At 44.2% G+C, this 23,260-nt stretch carries 19 protein-coding genes; 11 read left to right on the top strand and 8 right to left on the bottom strand.

Features of this window, described 5'->3' with window-relative positions; genetic code table 11:
• Positions 1-420 precede the first annotated feature (420 nt).
• Together B0I21_RS10290 and B0I21_RS10295 are read right to left on the bottom strand one after the other, a co-directional pair.
• Complete coding sequence (locus tag B0I21_RS10290; RefSeq protein ID WP_133640397.1) at positions 421-2,328, bottom strand: DUF294 nucleotidyltransferase-like domain-containing protein; 1,908 nt, start codon at positions 2,326-2,328, stop codon at positions 421-423.
• 27 nt (positions 2,329-2,355) lie between these two features.
• Entirely contained in the window at positions 2,356-3,000 is a 645-nt protein-coding gene (locus tag B0I21_RS10295) for a 3'-5' exonuclease (protein ID WP_133640398.1), read from the bottom strand.
• Positions 3,001-3,217: 217 nt separating this feature from the next.
• On the opposite strand from B0I21_RS10295, the gene katG reads away from it, so the two are divergent.
• The 3 genes from katG to B0I21_RS10310 all read left to right on the top strand — a co-directional run bounded on the left by katG (position 3,218) and on the right by B0I21_RS10310 (position 7,173).
• Positions 3,218-5,494 carry a catalase/peroxidase HPI gene (katG, locus tag B0I21_RS10300; RefSeq protein WP_133640399.1) on the top strand — a complete coding sequence of 759 codons (2,277 nt, stop codon included), beginning with the start codon at positions 3,218-3,220 and terminating at the stop codon, positions 5,492-5,494.
• 67 nt (positions 5,495-5,561) lie between these two features.
• Positions 5,562-6,329 carry a methyltransferase domain-containing protein gene (locus tag B0I21_RS10305; RefSeq protein ID WP_133640400.1) on the top strand — a complete coding sequence of 256 codons (768 nt, stop codon included), beginning with the start codon at positions 5,562-5,564 and terminating at the stop codon, positions 6,327-6,329.
• Between the two features lie 130 nt (positions 6,330-6,459).
• The gene (locus tag B0I21_RS10310; RefSeq protein ID WP_208292319.1) at positions 6,460-7,173 is read left to right on the top strand and encodes a DsbA family oxidoreductase; all 714 of its coding nucleotides are present in this window, start codon (positions 6,460-6,462) and stop codon (positions 7,171-7,173) included.
• Positions 7,174-7,179: 6 nt separating this feature from the next.
• Here B0I21_RS10310 and B0I21_RS10315 read toward each other — a convergent pair whose 3' ends face one another.
• Entirely contained in the window at positions 7,180-8,769 is a 1,590-nt protein-coding gene (locus tag B0I21_RS10315; RefSeq protein WP_133640401.1) for an ABC-F family ATP-binding cassette domain-containing protein, read from the bottom strand.
• Positions 8,770-9,014: 245 nt separating this feature from the next.
• Between B0I21_RS10315 and B0I21_RS10320 the strand changes: the two genes are divergently transcribed.
• The 8 genes from B0I21_RS10320 (at position 9,015) to fbp (ending at position 17,683) form a co-directional block, all read left to right on the top strand.
• The gene (locus B0I21_RS10320) at positions 9,015-9,647 is read left to right on the top strand and encodes a hypothetical protein (RefSeq protein WP_133640402.1); all 633 of its coding nucleotides are present in this window, start codon (positions 9,015-9,017) and stop codon (positions 9,645-9,647) included.
• Between the two features lie 190 nt (positions 9,648-9,837).
• Positions 9,838-10,848 (top strand): NAD(P)H-dependent glycerol-3-phosphate dehydrogenase, encoded by a 1,011-nt coding sequence (locus B0I21_RS10325; protein WP_133640403.1) that lies wholly within the window; start codon positions 9,838-9,840, stop codon positions 10,846-10,848.
• Entirely contained in the window at positions 10,848-11,750 is a 903-nt protein-coding gene (gene hemF, locus B0I21_RS10330) for an oxygen-dependent coproporphyrinogen oxidase (protein WP_133640404.1), read from the top strand. The genes B0I21_RS10325 and hemF overlap by 1 nt, the downstream gene beginning before the upstream one ends.
• Before the next feature lie 21 nt (positions 11,751-11,771).
• The gene (locus tag B0I21_RS10335) at positions 11,772-13,025 is read left to right on the top strand and encodes a M16 family metallopeptidase (RefSeq protein ID WP_133640405.1); all 1,254 of its coding nucleotides are present in this window, start codon (positions 11,772-11,774) and stop codon (positions 13,023-13,025) included.
• Positions 13,015-14,292 carry a M16 family metallopeptidase gene (locus tag B0I21_RS10340; RefSeq protein ID WP_133640406.1) on the top strand — a complete coding sequence of 426 codons (1,278 nt, stop codon included), beginning with the start codon at positions 13,015-13,017 and terminating at the stop codon, positions 14,290-14,292. Before B0I21_RS10335 ends, B0I21_RS10340 begins: the two co-directional genes overlap by 11 nt.
• A gap of 98 nt (positions 14,293-14,390) precedes the next feature.
• On the top strand, positions 14,391-15,644 hold the full coding sequence (locus B0I21_RS10345) for a putative DNA modification/repair radical SAM protein (RefSeq protein ID WP_133640407.1): 1,254 nt from the start codon (positions 14,391-14,393) through the stop codon (positions 15,642-15,644).
• 2 nt (positions 15,645-15,646) lie between these two features.
• Positions 15,647-16,426, top strand: a complete 780-nt coding sequence (locus tag B0I21_RS10350; protein WP_133640408.1) for a TIGR03915 family putative DNA repair protein — start codon at positions 15,647-15,649, stop codon at positions 16,424-16,426.
• 207 nt (positions 16,427-16,633) lie between these two features.
• Entirely contained in the window at positions 16,634-17,683 is a 1,050-nt protein-coding gene (gene fbp / locus B0I21_RS10355; protein WP_133640409.1) for a class 1 fructose-bisphosphatase, read from the top strand.
• On the opposite strand, the gene B0I21_RS10360 is transcribed toward fbp, so the two are convergent.
• The 5 genes from B0I21_RS10360 to B0I21_RS10380 all read right to left on the bottom strand — a co-directional run bounded on the left by B0I21_RS10360 (position 17,635) and on the right by B0I21_RS10380 (position 23,223).
• The gene (locus B0I21_RS10360) at positions 17,635-19,023 is read right to left on the bottom strand and encodes an exonuclease domain-containing protein (protein ID WP_133640410.1); all 1,389 of its coding nucleotides are present in this window, start codon (positions 19,021-19,023) and stop codon (positions 17,635-17,637) included. The genes fbp and B0I21_RS10360 overlap by 49 nt on opposite strands.
• An 87-nt stretch (positions 19,024-19,110) precedes the next feature.
• Positions 19,111-19,842 (bottom strand): tRNA threonylcarbamoyladenosine dehydratase, encoded by a 732-nt coding sequence (locus B0I21_RS10365; RefSeq protein ID WP_133640411.1) that lies wholly within the window; start codon positions 19,840-19,842, stop codon positions 19,111-19,113.
• Positions 19,839-20,501: a TatD family hydrolase gene (locus tag B0I21_RS10370; protein ID WP_133640412.1), complete on the bottom strand. Its 663-nt coding sequence runs from the start codon at positions 20,499-20,501 to the stop codon at positions 19,839-19,841. The genes B0I21_RS10365 and B0I21_RS10370 overlap by 4 nt, the downstream gene beginning before the upstream one ends.
• Before the next feature lie 144 nt (positions 20,502-20,645).
• A complete protein-coding gene (locus B0I21_RS10375) occupies positions 20,646-21,944 on the bottom strand; it encodes an anthranilate synthase component I family protein (protein ID WP_133640413.1) in 1,299 nt (432 codons plus the stop codon).
• 7 nt (positions 21,945-21,951) lie between these two features.
• Positions 21,952-23,223, bottom strand: coding sequence for an adenylosuccinate synthase (locus tag B0I21_RS10380; protein WP_133640414.1), 1,272 nt, complete (start codon positions 23,221-23,223; stop codon positions 21,952-21,954).
• Between the last annotated feature and the right edge of the window lie 37 nt (positions 23,224-23,260).

The following is a 23,260-nucleotide window of genomic DNA, read 5'->3' on the forward strand; positions in this document are numbered from 1 at the left end:
ATGGGGTCTGTTGTTTCATGACCGTATCGTTTGAATAATTAAATATAAATAATCTTATCAAATTATTCCATTGACACAGTTCGCGTTACAGTCTCATTTCTCACTACGCACTCCTCATTACGCACTACGCCTTTCTATATACTACATACTAAAATCTAAGTACTACATACTAAAATCTAAAGAAACATCCCACTCCGCACTACTCACTACTCACAACTCATTACTCATTACGCCTTTCTATATACTACATACTAAAATCTAAGTGCTACATACTAAAATCTAAAGAAACATCCCATTCCGCAATACGCACTACTCATTACGCCTTTCTATATACTACATACTAAAATCTAAGTACTACATACTAAAATCTAAAGAAACATCCCATTCCGCAATACGCACTACGCAATACTCATTCCCCCCTTACCCTAAGATATTGTTTGTGAAACGCATCTTGATGCCGACCTGAAAATTATGGATGGTCTTAAAGATCTCTTTCAACGTTACTTTCTCAATTTTTGTGAGTTTATCAATCTTTATATAATTGTTGGGTTCAGTTTTCTCGACCAAAATTTGGTTTGCTTGATTTTCCAGACGCAATGCCATCAGGTAATAGTACGACTGATACAGCTCTTGGTATTGCGAAGGAGTGAAGACACCCAGTTCCATTAATTTTTTCAGTCTTTCCCCTGTATTTTCTTGATATACGCGTTTTCGTAATGCATGTACGCGGACCAAATCAACAATAGGCGTCATCGCATTTTTGATATTAAACACTTCCGTTTTTCCTATCGTTTCCGTTTTGATATTTTTAAAGAAGGTAAGTGGTGGTTCGTACTGCAGCGCATTTTTCGCGATAAAAGCAAAAAAGCGTTCGTTTGGCCGCTGCAGTTCTTCCTCTAAAAACTCCTTCAATTGGTCGATGATCGTCCTGTCGCCATACAACAGGCGGCAATCAAAAAAGGTAGAAAATTTGATCGCATTTTCAGGCACGGAATCATCAATCCAATTTTTATAGTTCTTTTTCCAGTGCGAAAGGGAATGCGTCCAATCGGGATTGCTGGCCATGTAACCACCTTTACAATACACAAATCCTATATCATTCAAGTAGTCCGACACCTTGGTAGCAAAGCTCAAAAAGTAAGCGCGCACCATTTCCCGTTGTTCATTTGCCTTATCTTCATAGATGATGGCATTGTCCTGATCCGTTTTTAACGTTTGCTCTTTTCGACCTTCACTGCCCGTGACCATAAATACGAATTTCGCTGGTGGTTCGCCCATTTCGCGAATTACCTTTTCAATAACCTTTATGGCGATGGTGTCGGCAATGGTCGTGATCACTTGGTTGGTTATTTCTGCATTGATGCCCCGTCCTAAAAGCTGTTTTATGACCTCCGGTACATAGTTCCATTTTTGTCGAAGCTCGTCGGTTGTTTCTGCTAGTTTAACAGATTGGATAAAAACCAAGGGAGACTGACCTTGTTCGCTCAACAGTCGGTTTCTACTTAAGAAGCCCACATATCTGCCATCTTTCTCGACCAGAAGGTAGCGCGCTTTTGTACTAAACATCATCAGAACCGCTTCATAGAGGTAAGCTTGATGCGATATGGACAGTATTGGGTTATCCATTACGCTGGCGATTGGTTTTTCGGCATCGACGCGGCGCGCGATAACGTTGTCTCGTAGTGTAAGATCTGTGGCGTAGCCGATGATGTCGTCCTCGGTATTCTTTACAAAGATACAGCTCACGCGATGTTTCGCCATATGCTGTGCGGCTTCGTAAATAGGTGTTTCTGCATAGCAGGAAACAATATCCTTGTAGATGATGCCGTCAATTTTGCGCGAATAGAGCTGCTCGGCAGCAATATAGCTCTCTTCAAAACTGGCAGGCGTTTTAACAAAATGCGAAAACTCATCATCCAGCATTCGCTTGCCAAAATCAGTCGTGTAGTACTCAAAAAATTCTTCATACGCGGTGCATAGTTCCAGGAATTCTTTTCGGGGTAGGTTGTATACGACCGTACCTTTCTTCGCCATAACAGACTTTAAGGCTTTTGTTCTATTAAGAAGCACCGAAATTCCACCGAAACAGTAGGGGGAATGATGGGTTTCAATGGACCTCTTGTTTTCTGCTGCGTCGAAAAAAAACGTTTCATATTCGCCAGTCACCAAAATATCTACACCCTTCATCTCGGTTATTTCCTGTCGATAGGCGAGCGTATCTTTCGAGAATTTTGTGGGGATCAAGGAATCCGATATGCCGGCAAGAACACTTTCCGGCAGAAGATTAAAGGGGGCAGTCTGTTTAAGAAGTTCTACCAAATTTTCCATACACTTATCGTTATTCTTATTGCAAAATTATGCTTTCAGCTTATCTGCAAAGTTAAGTTTCTGCAAAAACTGTGTTTGTTGTTTTATAAAATCCTGTTCCGTGATATCTTTTCGGCGCCAAAGTTCGAAAAAACACCGTGCTGTAATTTCCGCGTCGCGCTCGGCCTCGTGTAGATCTTCAGGCCGCTCATCAAACAATTCCTCATGCAATTGTACCAAGCGCAGATATTCCACCACCGGGTTTAGCGCATATTTTTTGCTTTCGAGCATCGTGCAAAAAAAAGTTTGATCCAGAAAAGGATTATGAAGTTGGGCTCGATAGTAATCGGCGCTGAGGACCTGTACATCCAACTCTAAGAAATGACCTATGATTAACGGCGAATATTTTTTGATGTCATATGCGAGTTTCCGTAGCACATTTTTGCGTCGGTCGCCTTTTTCCTGCAGATCCGTCATGCTGATGCCGTGCACTTTTTGGGAGTCCGCGGAGATGACGATATCATCTTCAACAATGTATTTACTAACTCTTTTGAGTTCCGTGCCATCAGACGCGTAGACGATCCAAGCCAACTGAATGACTGAAGGCCAATTTTTCTGGTCCGAGTACGGTTTATTCCAACGCTTTGGAATGCCGGATGTTTCCGTGTCTATAAATAAAAAGGTACTCTTCAAGGAATTCGGTTTTGTTTTGATGGATAAATATACACTTATCGCCGCTTAATTGAAGCTTAATTTGCAAATTCATCAGCCGACGGGTCCGCCTATTGCAATCTTTGATATGTTATAGAAAATATTGATTGCATTAAACGCTTGGTATCGATTAACTTTATGTCTCGAAGAAAAACATACCTTCGATGAATGTGTTAACACTTTATAAAGATCATACAACATGGAAAACCAATCAAATGACATTAGTAAATGTCCATTTCACAATGGCGACATGAAATCCCCGGTAGGGGGCGGGGGCACCAGCAATCGCGACTGGTGGCCTAATCAGTTAAAGCTAAATATCTTACGCCAGCACTCAACATTGACGGATCCAATGGGTGGAGATTTTGATTATGCGGCGGCTTTCAACAGTTTGGATCTACAGGCCGTTAAATCGGATTTGCACGCACTTATGACCGATTCGCAAGACTGGTGGCCTGCGGATTTTGGTCACTACGGACCTTTATTTATACGCATGGCATGGCATAGTGCGGGCACGTATAGAGTAGGCGACGGCCGTGGTGGTGCTGGAGCGGGGCAACAGCGTTTTGCACCCTTAAACAGCTGGCCAGATAACGTGAGTCTTGATAAAGCTCGACGTCTACTATGGCCAATCAAACAGAAATATGGCAAAAAGATCTCTTGGGCGGATCTCTTGATATTGACGGGCAACGTAGCTTTGGAATCCATGGGTTTTAAAACGTTTGGCTTCGCAGGTGGACGTGCCGACGTTTGGGAGGCCGACCAAGATGTATATTGGGGTTCGGAAACGACTTGGCTAGGGGGCGATGAACGCTATGCGCATGGATCAGATGGAGCGGGTAAAGAACACGGTGTGGTCGTATCTGATGACGATGCCGATGGCGATGTGCACAGCCGATTCTTAGAGAAGCCCTTGGCCGCCGTTCAAATGGGGTTGATCTACGTTAATCCGGAGGGTCCCGATGGGAACCCAGATCCGCTGCTAGCCGCTAAAGATATTCGTGACACGTTTGGTCGTATGGCCATGAATGATGAGGAAACCGTAGCGCTTATCGCGGGAGGCCACTCGTTTGGGAAAACGCATGGCGCCGCACCCGCCACACATGTCGGCAAAGAGCCGGAAGCTGCCGGGATAGAAGCGCAGGGATTGGGGTGGAGCAATAACTTTGGCGCAGGAAAAGGTCCGGACACGATTACCAGCGGTTTGGAAGTAACCTGGACAACAACGCCAACGCAGTGGAGCAATAACTTTTTTGAAAATTTATTTGCCTTTGAGTGGGAACTGACCAAGAGCCCTGCGGGAGCCCATCAATGGGTGGCGAAAGACGCCGATACCATTATTCCGGATGCCTATGATGCAAGCAAAAAGCATCGCCCGACTATGCTCACGACGGATCTTTCGCTACGTTTTGATCCCGAATTTGAAAAAATATCACGTCATTTTCTGGAGAATCCAGATGCGTTAGCCGATGCTTTTTCGCGGGCCTGGTTTAAACTGACGCACCGGGATTTAGGACCGAAGTCGCGCTATCTGGGAACCGAAGTGCCAGCGGAGGAATTACTATGGCAAGACCCCATACCAGAAGTCAATCATGCCCTGATCAGCGAGGATGATGTAGCGTCCTTAAAAAAGCGTATCCTAGAATCTGGCCTGTCCGTGTCGCAGTTAGTCAGTACAGCTTGGGCCTCTGCATCAACCTTTCGCGGATCAGATAAACGGGGTGGAGCAAATGGTGCCCGGATTCGATTGGCACCACAAAAAGACTGGCAAGTAAACAATCCTGCGCAATTGCAGCAGGTGCTACACGTTTTGGAAGGCATTCAAAAAGAATTTAACGAAACCCAAACCGGCAACAAAAAGATTTCCTTGGCCGATTTGATCGTTTTGGCAGGTTGTGTGGGCATCGTATCGGCAGCAAAAAGTGCGGGTCATGACGTATCGGTACCTTTTCGCCCTGGACGTATGGACGCGTCCCAAGAACAAACAGATGTAGAATCGTTTAATTATTTAGAGCCGCTTGCCGACGGGTTCCGGAATTATAGAAAGCCTAAGGCCCCCGCTTTTACCGAAGAGCTGTTGATTGACAAAGCGCAGCTACTAACCCTAACGGCACCTGAACTGACTGTGCTATTGGGCGGACTACGCGTTTTGGATATCAATTACGACGGTTCAAAGCATGGCGTATTTACAGCAAGACCTCAGCAGTTGACAAATGATTTTTTTGTGAATCTTTTGGATATGCAGACCGAGTGGAAAGCAATTGACGGCTCGAAAGAAGTTTATGAGGGCCACTGCCGTAAATCGGGCGCCTTGAAATGGACAGCAACGCGCGCCGATCTCGTGTTTGGATCCCACGCCGAGCTGCGTGCGATTGCTGAAGTATATGCAAGTGCCGATGCACAAGAGAAATTTATCAAAGATTTTATTAACACCTGGGCGAAGGTGATGGACCTTGATCGTTTCGATTTGAAATAATGTAACTGACTTTACTGCCCTGAAGAACATCGTGCTTCAGGGCAGTTTTCTTGTCCGACAAAAGACTATGCCTTGGAACCCGAACCTCTACAATGATTTTAAAGATATCCGGTATCAACCCTTTTACGATTTATTAAGCTTTATTGACCCCCACCAGCCTCTTGTTAATGGCATCGACTTGGGCTGCGGCACTGGCGAGCAAACCGCTATTTTAGCGGAGCGTCTGCCAAATACCGTTTGGCTAGGGATCGATTCGTCGGTGGAAATGCTTGCTGACGCGCCAGTTGATGCCCTCGCTAACCTGCGCTTTCGCCAACAAACGATTGAGGATCTGATTTCGGCGGGGGAAAAGTGGGATCTGCTGTTTAGCAACGCAGCACTGCAATGGACCGATGATCACGCTAACCTTTTCCCGCAATTGCTTGGTCTGCTTAATCCGGGCGGACAGTTTGCCGTGCAAATGCCCATGCAAACAGAAAATAAACTGAACCAGATTCTATTCGACTTGGCCGATGAGGAGCCTTTTCGCGCATTCTTGAACGGCTGGAACAGAGGCTCATCGGTGTTAAGCGCTCAAGAATATGCGGAGTTAATGTTTGAAGCGGGACTGGTTAACCTCCGGATCGAGCAACGCATATACCCAATAATTGCGGAGCAGCACGAAACGTTTTTTAAATTTATCGCCGGTTCGGCACTTATACCTTATATGGAGAGGCTAGATACTACACAACAAGAGATGTTTGTTGGTCAGTTTAAAAAACGCATTGCCGAAGCCTTTCCGAAATTGCCTGCTATTTATGCCTTCAAGCGACTTTTCCTTTTCGGCGTAAAATAGCTCGTCAGGCAAGGCGTTACTCAAGTAGTTGAATGGCAATCGATCGTCATTTTTTTGCTATTTGCGATCTTTTACCAAGCTTTGAAAAAACGAAAAGGGTGTTTTGTTAGTTTTAATAAAAAGTTGAGCCATGGCAGAAATGATGAAAGTTGAGGTGTGGAGTGACATCATGTGTCCCTTCTGTTATATTGGAAAGCGGCGGTTTGAGCAAGCGCTCGCCGAACTACCTTTCCGAAACCAAATTGAGTTGGAATGGAAAAGTTATCAGCTGAACCCCTATTTAAAGACAGATAGCAACCAGAATTACTACGATAACCTGGCGACGAGCAAAGGTATATCGCCTGATGAAGCACGGGCAATGTGTGATCAAGTCGTTGGCTTCGCGAAAAGTGTACAATTAGACTTCGTGTTGGATCATGCTGTTGTTGCCAATTCGTTTCGCGCACACGAGTTTTCTCATTTCGCGAAGCGCTATGGCAAGCAAGACCAGGCCGAAGAGCTTTTGTTTCAAGCGCATTTCACCAAAGGGGAAAACATAGATGATATCGGTGTGTTAACCGGTATAGCCGTTGCATTGGGCTTAGATCCTCATGCACTGCAGCATGCACTGGAAAATCATGTCTTCGAAGATGAAGTGCGCCAAGACGTTTATGAAGCGCAGCAAATCGGCGTACGTGGTGTTCCGTTTTTTGTTTATGATCGCAAGTATGGCATTTCAGGCGCGCAAGAGGTAGACGTGTTCATACAAACTGCTACGAAAGCTTTCGATGAGTGGGCCGGCGACAAGAATCCTGCTCTAGATGTTGTCGACGGCCCCTCATGCGGACCAGAAGGTTGCTCATAGGCCGTTTTATAACGCTACGATCCTTGTGATATGCAGTTCATCCAAAAACTGTTGATCGTGGCTAATAACGAGCAATGTTCCAGGGTACTCTGCGATTGCGTGGGTCAGTATTTCAATATTTTGGATATCTAAATTGTTTGTGGGCTCGTCAAGAATCAAGAGATCCGGCACTTCCTTGCGCAAACTTAAACAGCACAGTGCTAGACGCATGCGCTCACCCCCGCTAAGCATGCTGCATCGTTTCGTCCAGCAGTCTGCAGAAAATAGAAATTGATCTAGTTTTGTTTTTACTTGATGCTCTAAAAAGCCTCCGTCGTTTGCTTGTTGCGCCTGTTCATAGACACTTAAGTCGTTATCGAGTAGGCTATAATCCTGATCGATGTAAAATGCTTGATGCCAATACCGCTTGACCACACCCTCCGTGGGCTGCATATACCCGACTGCTATCTGCGCAAAGGTAGTTTTTCCAGAACCGTTTGCACCTTGAATAGCCACGCGTTCGCCCGCTTTCAGTTGAAAGCTAAGAGCCGCAGACCAAAGATTTTTGCTTTGTATACGAATGTTGGCTTGCGCAAGGTCCAGTAGTACTTTTCCGCTTAACTTTATCGGCTTTTCCGCATACGTAAACCGCATCGTACTGGCCGCTGGGCGTGCGCCGCGTAGATCTGTCAATTCCTTGCGCAGCCCCTCCATACGCTCCGTATGAATCGAGCGTATTTTAGACGTGCTGTTTTCGGCGCTGTTGCGCAAGGTGTTCATCATGATGCGTGCTACACCTGCTTGCTCTTGTTTCTTCTTGCCTCGCGCATCAGCCCGTTGCTGCCGTTCTAAGGTATCACGTTGCTTGTCCTTCGCTTTGCGCACTTCTTTTTCTTGGCTGGCTATTTTCTGTTGCAGTGCATCGTTCGCTAAATCTTTTTGTTCTTTATAAAGGGTGTAACTGCCGCTGAAAGAAATGATTCCGCTGGGCGTAAGTTCCAGAACGCTATCGAATAGCTGAAGCAATTGCCTATCGTGACTAACAATAAGCATAGCACAATTCATTTCCTTGATAAATTGGTAGAGCATTTGCTGTCCTGCTGCATCAAGGTGGTTGCTTGGTTCGTCCAGCAACAAAAGATCCGGCCGATAGAGCCAAGCTGCTGCCAAAAATACTTTCACTTTTTCGCCTCCGCTGAGGTCGCCCAAAAAAGTGGTCAGCGCAACAGCTGGGAGGCCCCAGTGCGCTAACGCGCGGAGGCAGCGCTCTTCAACATCCCAGTCATCGTCCAGAATAACGTAGTTCGCAAGATCCACCTTGCCGTCTAAAATTGCGTAGTACGCATTTAGTTTCTCAGAAAAACCCAACACCTCGGCTACGGTATGCGTATCAAATTGACCGTAGAGTTGCGGTACAAAAAAGATCGAACCATCGGTAGATACTTCTCCGGCTGCGGGCGAAATCTGCCCAGCAATGAGTCGCAATAGCGTGGATTTACCTGTGCCGTTGTCACCGATCAAAGCCGCTTTTTGATGTTTAGAGAGGGAAAAAGAGAGCTTGCTGAATAGCGTTTCTTTATCCGGATGGATATAAGTTAAATGTTGTATGGTAAACATGATTATAGTCTTACAATAATAAAATGGCAGATCGGCCTTCACAGCCATCCGCTTTTCCTACTCAAGAAATAATCAAATCTTACATACGCTAAATTATAAGCACAAAGGTATATAATTTTCTTATTTTCTACCAAACCTAAGTTGTAACTCGTTATTGCTGATAGCTGAAATAGTCGCAAAATGATTTCCAATTCAAGGATTTGGACGTGTTTTTGCAGCAGTGAAGCAAATTTAATAACAGACATATGATACAGGTATCAAAATTAGCCTGGACGATGGCGTTGTCAACATCAATGCTGATAGCGTGTAACGGCGGGAGGGAATCAACGCAAGACCAACATGATAGCACAACGCGCATCAATACTACGGGCAATCTTCAAGATGGAGCCTCGAAAATGGAAGAGGTGCAAGCGAAGTTAAAAAACATCACGAAACTCACAAACGAGGAACTGAAGGCTTTCTTTCCCGAAGATCTAAACGGATGGCGCCGTGCAGCTTATTCGGGAGGCAACCAAGCTTATGGTGTAGATGTTGCTTCAGGACAAGCTGTTTATGAAGCTCCCGATGATAAAGAGCTTATGTTAACCTTGACGGATGGAGCGGGCGAAACGGGGGCGGCCGTTGTCTCCTTGATGGCAATGAGTTTAACGATGGACGCTGAGAAGGACTCGGAGTACGAGGTTACAAAAAATAAGGACGTGCAAGGTTATCGTGCATCGACTCGAGAAACCAAGCCACAACAGGAGGGCAGCGTCGTGGATTCGGATATCACCTTTGTCTATAAAGATCGTTATTTGGTAAAGTTAGAGGGCGATGGTTTTAAACTCGATGAACTAAAAGATATTGTGGGAAAACTGAATCTAAGCGTATTGCAATAAGCGCAAAAATTTCCATCATAAGCGGCATGGACATGCAAATTTCTGCTGGAGAGCCGAACAATCATATCGATAGCGCATACGACACACAACGTCAAAAACATGGCAATGAAATACACAATAGGCCGTCCATTTTAATGGACGGTCGATTTATTATATGTATATTTGTTAGCTAAAAATTAACAAACACATAATGGAAGAAACCGAACAAAAAATCGGGATGGTGGGAAGTGGGAGTTGGGCCACAGCGATGATCAAGATGTTGGGCGACAACCAGGAGAAAAAAGACGTGCTTTGGTGGATTCGGAAAGAAGAAGATTTAGCGTATATAAGGACGTATAAACATAATCCTACTTATTTGAGTGCGGTGGAACTTCGCATCGATGCAAGACATCTGCTTTCGAATGCGCGGGAAGTTATTCAGCAGTCGGATATTGTCATTTTAAACACGCCGTCTGCATATCTAAAAGATGCACTGAAAGGAGTTTGCGCTACCGATTTCGAAGGTAAGATTATCGTAACTGCCATCAAGGGCATTATCCCCGATGAGAATCTGATTGTGGGCGATTACCTGGCAAAGATATACGGTATCCCACTTTCTCACATTGTAGTCATCGGAGGTCCTTGCCACGCCGAAGAAGTTTCTGCAGAAAAATTATCTTATTTAACGATTGCAGGAAAAGAATCCGCGCATGCCGAACGCGTCGCCGCTGTGCTGCGTAATCGATATATCAATACGATCATTTCAACAGATGTTTTCGGTGTAGAATATGGCGCCGTTTTGAAAAATATTTATGCACTAGCGGGTGGGATTTGCCATGGTCTTGGTTTTGGCGATAATTTTATGGCTGTACTCGTATCCAACGCGATTCGCGAGATGGAAACTTGTGTATTGGCTATTGATCCTGAAGCGGATCGCGATATCAACGCCTCGGCGTATCTGGGCGATTTGCTCGTCACCGCCTATTCGCAATTTAGCCGCAATCGTACCTTTGGGCACATGATTGGTAAGGGGTATACCGTACAGTCCGCGCAGTTAGAAATGAATATGGTGGCAGAGGGCTATTATGCTTCAGCCTGCATCCAAAATATCATACAGCGCTATGGGTTGGATATGCCAATTTGCAACATGGTATACCAAATTTTATACAACAAACAAACCGCGAACAGCGAAGTGAACAAATTAGCAACGAAACTGACATAATGAGTTTGACAAAAGAATATATTGCAGAAAGCTATCGAACGATTCAGGACGAAATAACGAAGGGGCTAGAGCAGTTGGATGGTCAAGCGCTATTTAAAGAGGAAATTTGGGAACGCGATGGTGGCGGTGGCGGCCGAACACGAATACTACAAGACGGTCATGTATTCGAAAAAGGGGGCGTTAATTTTTCTGCCGTGCATGGAAAACTACCAGAAGCAATTAAGAAAGCTTTTGGAGTGGATGATGAAGATTTCTTTGCTACGGGTATCAGTATCGTCATTCACCCAAACAACCCATGGGTGCCGATCATCCATATGAATGTGCGTTACTTTGAACTAAATGACCAAGTAAAATGGTTTGGTGGAGGCATTGATCTTACCCCGCATTACGTGATCGAAGATGACGCCCGGTTCTTCCACCAGATGATGAAAAATGTTTGCGACAAACATCATCCGACATTCTATCAAGATTTTAAAACCTGGGCAGATAACTACTTTTTTATAAAACATCGACAAGAGACTCGCGGTATTGGCGGAATCTTTTATGATAAATTGACACCTGAAAAAACAAACCTATCAGAAGAGCAATTGTTCAATTTTTCCTGCGATCTAGCTAGAACTTTTGTTCCTACATATACCGAAATTGTCAATCGAAACCGAAATTCCAACTTTGGCGCCGCAGAAAAAAATTGGCAACTACTTCGCCGAGGACGTTACGTAGAATTCAATTTAGTTTACGACTCTGGTACGCGTTTTGGCTTGGAAACCAACGGCCGCATAGAGTCTATTTTAATGAGCTTGCCAGCGCAAGCGAATTGGGCATACGATTACAAACCACAACCAAACTCCTTGGAAGAGCATACGCTTTCCTTGCTAAAGAAGGATATCAATTGGGTGGTTTAACCACTTATTAGACAGATTTTAATGATACATTATAAACGTTTTACTTTAGATAATGGCTTACGCGTCCTTGTTCACGAGGATCACAATACAGCGATGGCCTGCGTCAATATATTATATGATGTGGGCGCACGGGACGAATCACCGGATAAGACCGGTTTTGCCCATCTTTTTGAACATCTCATGTTTGGAGGATCGGTCAACGTTCCCCAATTCGACGCGCCTCTTCAAGAGGTTGGTGGAGAAAACAACGCATTTACCAGTAACGACATAACCAACTACTATATCACTTTGCCTTCGGCAAATATCGAAACAGCATTTTGGTTGGAGAGCGATCGTATGCTGAGTCTAGCCTTTAGCGAACAGAGTTTAGCAGTGCAGCGCAATGTCGTGGCCGAAGAATTTAAGCAGCGTTATCTCAATCAACCTTATGGAGATGTTTGGCTTCGTTTACGGCCACTAGCCTATAAGGTGCACCCATATAGCTGGGCAACGATAGGTAAAGATCTGCGCCATATCGAGGAAGCGACGATGGAAGACGTGAAGTCTTTTTTTCAAAAGTACTATGTGCCGAATAATGCGATTATGGTTGTTAGTGGCGATGTCGATGTAGAACAGGTCAAAGCCTTGACCGAAAAATGGTTTGGTAGTATCCCTTCTAGAAAACTCGAAAAGCGAAATCTGCCTGCCGAGCCGCGGCAAACTGAGGCGCGGCGCGAAATAGTAGAAGCGGATGTGCCTGTTGATAGCCTGTATATTGCTTTCCATGGCGTCGATCGGCTGCACCCGGACTATCCGGCCATGGATCTCTTATCCGATATTCTTTCCCGAGGCAGTTCATCACGGCTGTATCGAGCCCTTGTTAAAGATCAGCCGCTTTTCAGCGAAGTCAATGCTTACGTCATGGGATCCGTGGATAATAATCTCTTTGTGATCGAGGGCAAGCCATTGCCGCATGTGTCCCTTGCAGAAGCAGAAGAACTGTTATGGAACCAATTGGCGCTCATAAAACAAGAGAATGTGACCGATATGGAACTTCAAAAAGTAAAGAATAAGGTAGAATCTACGATGGTTTTTGCGGAGCTATCCATTTTGGATAAAGCGATGAATCTTGCCTTTTACGAAGCTTTGCAAGACGCTGCGCTCTATAACGAAGAAGTAGAAAAATACCTTGCTGTATCGACTACAGACTTGCAACGCGTAGCGCAACATATCTTTGTAAAAGAGAATTCATCCACCTTGCTGTATCATGCTAAAGAAAAACAACATGCTGAATAGAAGCCTAGCTCCCCGAAAACATCATATACAACATATTGACCTTATAGAGCCGGAGGCATTGACCTTTGGTAATGGTTTAAAAGCTTTTGTTTTTCGCGCTAACGATCAAGATCTTGTAAAAGCTGAATTTGTCTTCCAAAATCATTTTTCGATACCGGAAAACCCTCTGCTGCATACTTGCCTCAGCCACATGATGAAAGAAGGCACGACGAGCCGCTCGAGTGCTCAAATAGCTGAAGAAGTAGATTTTTATGGCGCTTATCTTGTTCCTGAATACAGCTTTGATCACACATCGTTAACATTGTATACGCTAACCAAGCATGTCGCTTCCGTGTTACCCGTCCTGCATGATGTGTTGAACCATTCGGTTTTTCCGGAAGCAGAATTGGAAACATATATCCGAAACAATAAGCAGACGCTGCAAATATCCTTGCAAAAAAACGATTATGTAGCGCGTCGGTTGTTTTACACGCAGCTGTTTGGAAAGAATCGTTATGGACAGACGCCTACCATCGAATCCTACGAGCAATTAAACCGTGAAGATTTGACGGCACTTTATGCGCGTCAAATCCAACCAGGAAACTGCACCTTACTTCTTTCCGGCAATGTCTCCAATGAGATTATACATGCTTTTCAGGAGCTTTTTGGAGGTGCCTGGACAAACGATAGCATCGATTTAACGTATGAGGAACCGGTTTTCCCGGCCTTCAAGCCTGAAACTATCGTGGAAAATCGATCCGAAGCGCTGCAGTCTGCAATTCGCTTAGGCATGCCCGGTATAAACCGGACCCATGCCGATTACCCGGCTGTACAATTCGTCAATACGCTCTTCGGCGGCTATTTCGGCTCTCGTCTTATGCGAAACATACGGGAAGAAAAGGGTTTTACGTACAGTATTGGCTCGGCATTAGCAAGTTTAAAATACAATGGATTTTTTACTATTGCTACAGAAGTTGGCGTCGAATCTACGCAAGCAACCCTAACCGAAATCGAGAAAGAATTTGCTGCTTTAAGCCATACCTTAGCCAGCGATCAGGAAATTGATCTGGTCAAAAATTACATGCTCGGATCCATGCTGGGCAGCCTCGAATCAATTTTCTCCCATGCTGATAAATTCAAAACTGTCTATTTCTCCGGCCTTACGTATGCTTACTTTAAACATTACGCTGCGACCATCCAACAGATGAATGCTCAACGTGTACAAGAGATTGCCCGAAAGTATTTCAACTTTAATGATCTTACGAAGATCATCGTCGGTCAGTTATAAATAGCTCCGCGATTTCTACCTGATCTGTATATACCTCTTTGTATAAAACTCAAATATGCTAATTATTTTAGTATATTTGAGTTTCGTAAATGGGTGATATGGGTGAAAGAATTAAGGAAAAGCTAGAAATTTTAGCAGATGCCGCGAAATATGATGTGAGTTGCAGCTCTAGTGGTAGTAATCGTAAGAATAAGGAAAAAGGGCTAGGAAATACCGGGGCAGGTATTTGCCATACCTATACGGAAGATGGCCGCTGTGTATCCTTGCTTAAGATTCTACTGACCAATCATTGTATTTATGATTGTGCATATTGTGTATCGCGAAAAAGTAATGACATCAAGCGTGCGGCGTTCACGGTGCAAGAAGTAGTAGATCTCACCATAAACTTTTATCGAAGAAATTATATAGAAGGTTTATTCCTGAGCTCCGGCATTTTTAAAAATGCCGATTATACGATGGAGCGGCTCGTGTTGATTGCAAAGAAGCTGCGGCAGGAGCACAACTTCAACGGCTATATCCATTTGAAAACGATTCCTGCTGCTTCACCGGAATTAATTCACGAAGCGGGATTATACGCAGATCGATTGAGCATAAATTTAGAGATACCAACCGATTCGGGATTAAAGCTATTGGCGCCGGAAAAGAACCGCGAAGATATGATTCAACCGATGACGTATCTCAAAGATCAATTAATAAAAACCAAAGAAGAGAAGAAGATATTTAAATCAACACCGCATTTTGCTCCGGCAGGGCAGAGCACACAACTTATCATAGGAGCAACGGGAGAGACCGATAAACAAATTATTACAGCAGCCAATTATTTTTATCGGAAGTTTAATATGAAGCGCGTATACTATTCCGGATATGTCCCCATTTCCTACGATAGCCGCCTGCCAGCCATTGGAACGGAAGTCCCCACGGCGCGCGAAAATAGATTATACCAAAGCGATTGGCTCATGCGGTTTTATGGCTTTCAAGCAAATGAAATTGTAAATGATACCCATCCTTTACTCGATTTGGATATTGATCCTAAATTAAGTTGGGCATTGCGCAATATGGATCGTTTTCCGATTGATATCAATAAAGATGATTATCAGCTAATTTTACGCGTGCCGGGGATAGGTGTCGGTTCTGCACAAAAGATTATTGCAGCAAGGCGTTTCGGCCCGCTGAATTTAGATCATCTCAAAAAAATTGGCGTGGCTATCAATCGAGCAAAATACTTTATTGTTTGTAAAGGATTTATGCAGATCTATGCAGACAAGCGTTCTGATATTATAAAGAGCTATATTTTACATTCGTCAAAAAGTAAATATTTAGTCACAGGAAATCAGCAACTTCAATTGTTTTAACGATGCAGCATGTCGATCTGTATTATGATGGTTCTTGGGCAGGCCTGTTAACCACCATTTTCGAAATTTTTGAATTTAAAATTGTGCCCTTGTCCTTGCGCAGCACAGGTGAAAGGCAGCAGGGTATGTTTCAAACTGAACGTGAAGTATTTACACAGCAAGATAAAGCAGATCGTGTGATGCATGGGTTGATAGCAAAGGTGGGTAAAAAAGGCTATGCAGAATTATGGCATACCTATCTGTCTGAACTACCAGAAGCCGCGCTACTTGTCGTGCGCGTTGCTACCTATTATTTCCATGAGGAAAAAAATGTGCGCTTAAATTTTGCGCAGGATCACATTTTGCAAATGAAGAAGATCGTAAAATCAGTCTCGAGAGAACGCCATCGAATGAAGGCATTTACGCGCTTTCAATTGTTAGCAGATGGCCTGTATGTTGCCCTTATCGAACCCGATTTTAATGTGCTTCCTCTTGTACAACAGCATTTCCAAGATCGCTATGCGGATCAACGTTGGTTAATTTTTGATGTAAAAAGACGTTACGGATTGTTGTATGACGGCCAATCGACCAGTGAAGTCACGATGGATCATACGGCCACGATGGCGCATGCAACGCTTATTGATCTCCACGATGCGCAAGAAGAACTGTATGCGGATCTATGGAAGCGCTACTTCAAATCTGTTAATATCAAAGAACGGCGTAACATGAAATTACATCTCCAGCACGTACCACGTCGGTATTGGCGATATTTACATGAAAAATCTTTTGGTATGGAGATTTAACAAAAGGAAATTCATTGATAATGGGGTTCATTGATAGGGGTTGTTCGCTGTAATCGTTTCCGTATATTTTCGACATTTTTTTTACGCTAGTAAAGCGCTGGCTATCAAGAAACTATTGCTGTGTATAAATTACAATAAGCTGTATTTCAGTTTTTTACAACCTTAAAGATGCTTAGCTTTACACCACGAAATTAAACATCAATCTTTATGGCGTTCAAAACATTAGGTCAATTTATCATTGAAAAGCAAGCTGACTTTCCATACGCCAAAGGCGAATTATCTCGTTTACTTCGCGACATCGGCATCGCAGCGAAAGTAATCAATCGGGAAGTGAATAAAGCTGGTTTGGCCGACATTTTGGGCGAAAGTGGTGTGCAAAATATCCAGGGCGAAGTGCAGAAAAAGCTTGATGTTTATGCCGATGAGCAATTTATCGAAGCGTTGAGCAGAGGGGGTGAGTGTTGCTACATCGCATCTGAGGAGCATGAAGATGGTATCGACCTGTCCGTAAATTTAGGTTGCCGGCACGGTAAGTATATCGTGTGCGTAGACCCATTGGATGGTTCTTCGAATATAGATCTGAATGTTTCGGTAGGTTCTATATTTTCGATCTATCGCCGTACAAAACAAGATGGCTGCGAAATTTCGATGGAAGAAGTGTTGCAAAGTGGCGACAAACAAGTTGCAGCGGGCTACATCATCTACGGATCCTCGACGATGCTGGTGTATACTACTGGGAAAGGAGTTAATGGGTTTACGCTAGATCCGTCCATTGGCGAATTCTGCCTTTCACATCCGGATATGAAGATTCCAGCGTCAGGAAATATCTATGCGGTTAATGAAGGAAATTATCTAAAATTTCCGCAGTATATTAAAGATTACATTAAATACTGCCAAGTTGAAGATCCAGCGTCCAACAGGCCATATACGTCGCGGTATATAGGATCCATGGTGGCCGACCTGCATCGAACACTTATCACCGGTGGCATATTTCTTTATCCCGAAACTTCCCAATATCCACAAGGTAAGCTGAGATTGCTTTACGAATGTAATCCATTAGCTTTTATCGTAGAACAGGCCGGAGGGAAATCACTTTCAGGCCGGGAGTCGACATTAAACATACAGCCCACGCAGCTGCACCAGCGAACCTCTATTGTGATCGGCAGTGTGCAGATGGTGCAAACGGTACAAGCTTTTATGGATGGCCTTTATGAAACTTCTGAGAGTCGTGGTAACACATTAACCTTTTCTGGATAGCGCTCTGCATATTGTAGCACGATCTGCTGCATATAGTAGTTGCTTATGCATTTGTCTCTGTAAGATACGATATCTTCAACATTTGACCATTGGTCGATACATTCCACGAAGCCAAAGGCATACAGCGCGTCTTCCTTGTAATAGATGTAGCTATACTCGTCTTCGTTTCGTCCGCTATCCAATAAGATGAACGAATGTTTGGCGTTCTTTAGATGGTCGAAGGCTGCTTCCATCTTAGCCTTATGATCGGCTAGGACCGGTAACTCCTTATAGTCGACTTTACGATCTTCACGAGATTGTGTTGATGGAGAGAAAAAACGACATAGGGCAGGAGACAAGCTAAATGTATCCATGAGTTTGCGCAGGAACAAATTTGCTTCGCCTACCGTTTCGAAATACCGCAAATTGTCCGTTTGTTTATTTATCTTGCTGATGGCCAATCGATCATAGCCCCGGATGTCTTGGTAGTAAATAAGTGCATACTTTGGCTCATAGCGTTTTAAAGCACGGTTATGTACAGGCCAATGTTTCTTTATCAATTGGCATTCCATAAGGAGAGCCATGAGTTCCGTACCCGACTCTTCAAAGTCTATTGTACAGATATCATTTATAAATTGCTGTCGGCGTAATCCGGTATTGGACCCACTGAAATGACTCAACACCCGCTTTCTGATGTTGATCGCCTTACCTACATAAACGATCTTCCCTTTCTTATCCCTGAAAAGGTAAATCCCTACGGATTCCGGCAGTCTGTTAAACTGCTCGATGGAAAGATGCGTGGGAAGTCGGTGCTCTATGTTTTTGCGTAAACTTTCGCCCACATAGTCTTGATCGTCGTTCGCCAACAGCAATTCAAATAATTTGACGGTAGCTTCTGCGTCACCCATGGCGCGGTGCCTATCAAGAATGTGTATGGAAAATTGCTTGCAAATATTTCCGAGACTGTAGGATGGGCGGCCAGGAAAAATTTTGCGTGCCAAACGTACAGTACATAGCTTAGACGCTTGCCAATCGTATCCCGCGTGCTTCAGTTCTTTTAGCAGAAAGGTGTAATCGAAATTCACGTTGTGCGCGACGAATATCTTGCCTTGAAGCATATGATATACATCCTCAGCAATATCTTCGAATACTGGTGCGTGATCAACCATTTCCGGCGTGATGCCGGTCAAGGTTTGAATTGCCAATGGGATAGCGCACTGTGGATTAACCAAAGAATGATATTGCTCCAGCACTTTTTTACCGTTATGGATCAAAATTGCTATTTCGGTAATACGACTGCCGCCGGCGTGGCTGCCCGTGGTTTCAATATCAACTATCGCAAAGTTCTTTTGTTTAATCACAATGCAATAATACTAATTTAATTAGTATTATTGCAGAGCTTGGGAAAAAAACTGTTTTACGGCAGGGTAGAAAACGTATTTTGACCCTTACCTGATTTTTAAGCCAATCAAATCCCGAATGGCTACCGAAGCAATAGCGCCGCCGAAAGCAGCAGGAAGGTACGACATGGTGCCATAGGCCGATTTTTTATAATTGCTCCCATCGGTGTAGAGTAGAGAATCCTTATTGGGAAGCTCTGTTGAAAAAGCTACTTTAATACCGGAATTTATTCCATGCTTGCGCAGTTTCTTGCGGATATGTTGGGCAAGTTTACAATTATAGGATTCGCCGATATCGGCAATGCGCACTTTCGTCGGGTCAACCTTTCCGCCAGCACCCATAGAGCTTACAAAAGGAATTTTTGCCTCCAACGCTCTGCGGATGAAGAAAAGTTTAGGCGTGATACTGTCTATTGCTTCTACGCAGTAATCAGGTTTCATCTCCAATAATGCGGGTATTTTTTCAGGTATAATAAAATCTTGGACCACATGCAGCTCAAGCTCGGGATTGATGGCGAGCAGACGCTCTTTCATTATCTGCGCTTTTGCCACGCCATGATTGGTCGCCAAAGCGGGCAGCTGTCTATTCCTATTTGATGGATCGACGGTGTCACCATCGATGATCGTCATTTTCCCTACACCAGCACGACATATAAATTCTGCGGCAAATGATCCTACGCCACCCAATCCCAATACCATAACATGCGTATTGGCCAATTTCTCCAGAGCCTCGCGTCCCGTCAAGGCTTCAGTTCGCGAAAGCCACGATAAATCCTTCATTCTCCTAATTGATAATTAAATGTATCTGTAAAGTTTTGCACCAAACGTTCTTTCAATTGATTCAGGTCAATATTTCGAACGCGGCAAAAATACATATAAATATCTACTATCTTAGTAGATTTATCATCCGTTTCTAGAAAAATCTTATCCAGTGGCGCTTGCCGTATCAGATCGTCCTTTTTTCCTGAGAGGATGCTGGGGCCAAAGCTCATATAGTAACCGGCTCGGTAAATTTGCTGTGCTAAGGTCGGGTGCTTATCAAAGCCATGGAAGATAACAGGCACGGTGACTCGTTCTTGTTTTAAGAGCTGTAAACACTCTTGGTAGGCACGCACACAATGAATGATCAATGGCTTTTGGACACTATTCGCGAAGGTTATCTGCTTTCTAAAAACATCCACCTGCAATGCCCAGTCGGTATCGCACAATTTATCTAAACCACATTCCCCAATGGCAAGTATCTGCTTTCTCTTTCCATGATCATGCAATACATCCAATTGGGATGTCGGCGCACTATCGATATACCAAGGATGGATGCCAAGTGAACAGGGAAGGGGGTACAAGTAGTTTTTGGAGATAATGATATTAGGCAAGGAAAATTCGTGAATGGTACTCTCCAAGGTACAATGCGTATGTATGTCGATATAAGGAACATGCATAATCAAATATACTCTTTTTAACGATAGCGGGACGGCATTCTTTTGTTTTTAAGTAGTTTACATCGTATTTCTAGCGATAATACTTGCCCAGGTAGAATGGTCATGCATGTACAACAAGATTACAGCCAAATAACTTGGCAAACGTTACACATCCGCGGTTTCCGATAGCGCTTCCACAATAGCCGACGCTTTCAGTATACACTCCGCATATTCTTTGTCAGCTTGCGCATCCAAAGTAATCGCTCCGCCCGTATGGAATGACAAGTAGCCATTCTCCTTGTTGTATAACACAGAACGAATAACAACATTGAAATCGAAATCACCGTCTTCAGCAAAATACCCTACTGCACCGGAATAAATACCGCGCTTACTCCCTTCATATTTTTCGCACAATTCCATCGCTTTAATTTTGGGCGCGCCCGTCATGGAGCCAGCAGGAAAGGTATTTTTAATCGCTTGTACATCCGAGATGTGCGGATCTTTTGTACAGGTGATGGTAGATATCAGTTGATGCACTTGTTTAAAGCTATGCAACTCAAGCCGTCGCGAAGCGTCGACGCTGCCCGCTAAGGCACTTCGTGTCAAGTCGTTTCGCACCAGATCTACAATCATGATGTTCTCGGCTATCTCTTTCGGATTTTGAAGCAAAGCATCTTTCAAAGCTTGATCCTTCTCTTCCGTATCGCCCCGTGCTGCCGTCCCTTTTATAGGCTGGGAGATAAGGGTGTCACCACGTTTTGCCAGGAACCTCTCCGGGGACGCTGATACAATATACTTTTCGCCTACTTTAAAGAAGCAGGAAAAGGGCGTAGGTGAGACTCGATTAAGTGTTTGGTAGAGCGCTAGCGGGTCTAGTTCAGTAGCGGTGGCATAAAACTCTTGACAGAGATTAACCTCATAAATATCACCGCGCTGTATGTGTTCTTGCAGGTGCTCGAACGCATCCACATAAGCCGATTTGGAAAAACGCATCTGCACGTGTATGGGATTCGACCGCGATGATGATCGTAAAGGCTCAATCGCTATAGCTTGGATCTGGCGAAAAACCTGATCCGGCTGCTCTGCCTGAATTTCCACCTGTCCTGCGAAAAAGCGTAGGTGTATGCTTGGGACGAAGAAATAGGCTTCCGGGAAATGCAAATCATCTATCCGGCCCGCTATCGCTAGTGATTCGGTATCGTTCTTCAGGTCGTAACTTAAAAAACCAGGCATCCATGTATGCGGATGCCTGGTTCTAAAATGTTCTAGTTTCGTAAACGCGTCCTGGCCATCATCAGAGCGAAAGCTCTCCGTGGCATTCACCGACAATACAGCTTTTACTTTGCTATACGGATCGGCGTATTCATTGGACTGTAGAAAGCAAAGCTCATTGAATTGTTGCGCCCAACGCAGTGCTTGATCCTCAAATACGGTATTATCTATGTCAAAAATGGCTTTAGCCATATCTGTCTTACAAGGCTATCGTTTGCACGCGATCAGGACCCACCGACAAAAATTTGATCGGTACCTCTAGCGCTGTTTCTAAATAAGCGATGTAGTTCTTTAATGCTGCAGGTATTTCTTCCGTTGATCGGATACCTGTGATATCTTGATTCCAACCTTCGATCTCCTCCAAAACAGGCTCCGCTGTGTTGGTGATAATTTCATAGGGCATATAATCGATGGTTTCGCCATCATACTTGTAATGCGTACACACATAAATCTTTTCGAAAGTATCGAGTACATCAGCCTTCATCATGATCAATTCGGTTACGCCATTGAGCATAATCGCGTACTTCAACGCAGGTATATCAATCCAGCCCGTCCGGCGTGCACGGCCGGTTGTTGCGCCAAATTCATGGCCTAGTTTTCGTAGTCTTTCTCCAGTTTCATCGTCTAATTCGGTCGGGAAGGGACCGCCACCCACGCGGGTCGCATACGCTTTAAAAATTCCGTAAACAGCACCAATCTTGCTTGGGGCTATACCGAGTCCTGTACACGCACCTGCCGTTGTGGTGTTGGATGATGTGACGAAAGGATAAGAACCGAAGTCTACATCCAGCAGTGTACCTTGCGCACCTTCTGCCAATACGTTTTTCCCTTCTTTGAGGTAGTTGTTAACCAAGTGTTCAGCATCTACATGCGGTATGGTTTTGATAAATTCGATTGCCGCTAAAAAAGCGTTTTCTTTTTCAGAAAAATCAGGGATTTCGCCGTAGTGCGACAAAATCTCTAAATGCTTCGCTTTTAGCTTTTCGTAACGTTCTTGAAAGTCAGAAAGTGTGGTGTCGCCCACGCGCAAGCCGTTTCTTCCGGTCTTGTCCATGTAGGTAGGCCCGATACCTTTTAAGGTAGAACCTATCTTGCCAGCGCCCATTTTCGATTCCGATGCAGCGTCTAGCAACTGGTGCGTAGGTAAAATTAAATGCGCTTTCCTGGCCAGCACCAAGGTGCCTTTGCCAACAGGATCAAAGCCCGCAGTGCGCAAATTGTCTAGCTCCCTTTTTAAGATAATGGGATCGATGACTACACCATTTCCGATCAGATTCAGGGTGTCTTCATTAAAAATCCCGGATGGGATCGTGTTTAGAACGAATTTTTTGTTGTCGAATTCTAATGTGTGTCCGGCATTAGGACCACCTTGAAAGCGGGCGATCAAATCATACTTCGGACAAAAAACGTCCACGATCTTTCCTTTACCTTCGTCGCCCCATTGCAGGCCCAGAAGCACATCAACTTGCATAATATTGGATATATTGAGATTTAAAATTAAATGATAG

The organism is Sphingobacterium paludis (assembly GCF_004364125.1).
GTDB lineage: Bacteria > Bacteroidota > Bacteroidia > Sphingobacteriales > Sphingobacteriaceae > Sphingobacterium > Sphingobacterium paludis.